Source organism: Pseudomonas sp. 5.2 (genome assembly GCF_059025405.1).
Genome location: NZ_JBYBHH010000044.1, coordinates 1 through 1711, shown reverse-complemented (window position 1 = coordinate 1711; position 1711 = coordinate 1). Strand labels below are relative to the sequence as shown.

2 protein-coding genes are annotated in these 1711 nt (G+C 55.0%); both read right to left on the bottom strand.

Annotated features, from left to right (window positions below):
- Nucleotides 1-134: 134 nt before the first annotated feature.
- Nucleotides 135-467 (bottom strand): ComEA family DNA-binding protein, encoded by a 333-nt coding sequence (locus AC5PZ0_RS28195; protein ID WP_085273731.1) that lies wholly within the window; start codon nt 465-467, stop codon nt 135-137.
- Nucleotides 468-905: 438 nt separating this feature from the next.
- Nucleotides 906-1711 (bottom strand): phosphoglucose isomerase-related protein (locus AC5PZ0_RS28190; protein WP_493856200.1); only part of this gene is annotated, 806 nt, incomplete at its 5' end.

Sequence of the window (1711 nt, the reverse complement as noted above, 5' to 3'; positions counted from 1 at the left end):
CCTTGCCCGCGAAGAATCCAACACACTCTCCGCTCGAGTTCCCGCTGACTTTATCTACACCTCTCCATGGCCAATTGATGCATACGTCCATAAATGGGCTGAGCCAAGCATCGCCTGCCCAGCCCGACTGCTGATTACTCCACCATTACCTTGTCCCGATTACGCTCCAGCAACGCATTGCCGATTCCCTTGATTTCCAACAGCTCATCCACCGACGCGAATGGGCCGTTGGCTTCCCGGTAGGCGACGATCGCTTCAGCCTTGGCCTTGCCGATGCCGTTCAGTTCTTTTTGCAGGGTTGGGGCATCGGCCTTGTTCAGGTCTAGTCGGGTGGTCTGAGCTTCCATGTGGGTGACGATTGGTACTGGTTCCTGCATGGCGGTGGTGCTGGCAGGGGCGGCGCTGACCGAGAAGGACAGGCTGGCGAACAGGGGCAGCAGCAGGTAGGACAGAACGGTATTGCGCATTAGGGATCACTCCTTGGGTTGGTCTTATCTAGCAGCAGCTTTCCTTTGGCTGCGCAATCAACCCTAGCGGTATTCCATTGTTCTAACTAGACAGGCGGCTCGATGAATCGTTACCAAATGGGACAGTAAATAGCGGAGCTCAGTATACCCATATAAAGCGCTCAGGCCCCACACTTCACATGATGACTAGCCTTAATCCAAATATTTTATAACCTGCACGAAAAGCACCTCAGCGTGATACTTAAATTCGGACTTCTGACTGTGAAAAGTCCTACAAAAACGCAAGCAAAGTGGTTCGCTCCTTAAAACGAGAATCGACACCTAACTAGCGTAGATATAGGGCGCGCACTTGCGGGGCCACATTCGTAAACCGCTCGTGCCCATTGCTTCTCAGCAATGAGCAGGAGCGATTCGCTTATGACTTCTCGGCAAAAACAATCAGCCGCGGTGGCGACCACGGAAGTAATTGATCAGACCTTGCGTTGAGCCATCTTCAGCAGCGTCATCGTTACTTCCGACTAAACGCCCGTATACGCCGTTGCCCAGCTCCTTACCCAGCTCGACCCCCCACTGATCGAAGGCATTCACACCCCAGATCACGCTCTGCACGAAGACTTTATGCTCGTACATTGCAACCAGTGCACCAAGACGGCGCGGGTTAATGCGTTCGACAACCAAGGTATTACTTGGGCGGTTACCCGGGATCACTTTATGCGGGGCCAGCTTCTCGATATCTGCTTCATTCAGGCCTTTTTCCCGCAGCTCGCTTTCTGCCTCATCGCGGGTCTTGCCCAGCATCAACGCCTGACTCTGCGAAAGGCAGTTGGCGTACAGCCATTGATGATGGTCAACCACTGGGTTGAAACTCACTACCGGTACGATGAAGTCAGCAGGGATAAGGTGGGTGCCCTGGTGCAAGAGCTGGTGATAAGCATGTTGCCCGTTGCAGCCAACGCCGCCCCAAATCACAGGGCCGGTTTCGGTCTTCACCGGCGTTCCATCCTGCAGGACGCTCTTGCCATTGGACTCCATGTCCAGCTGTTGCAAATGCTTGGTGATGTTGCGCAGGTAGTGGTCATACGGCAAGATCGCATGGCTGCGGGCGCCCCAGAAGTTGCCATACCAGACGCCCAGCAGGGCCAGCAGCACCGGCATGTTCTTGTCGAACGGCGCGGTCTGGAAGTGCTGGTCCATGGTGTAGGCACCCGACAGCAGCTCCTTGAAGTTGGCGGTGCCGATGGCCA

Excerpts from the sequence above, each read along its gene's own strand:
- AC5PZ0_RS28195 (WP_085273731.1), bottom strand. The coding sequence starts at position 467 with ATGCGCAATACCGTTCTGTCCTACCTGCTGCTGCCCCTGTTCGCCAGC.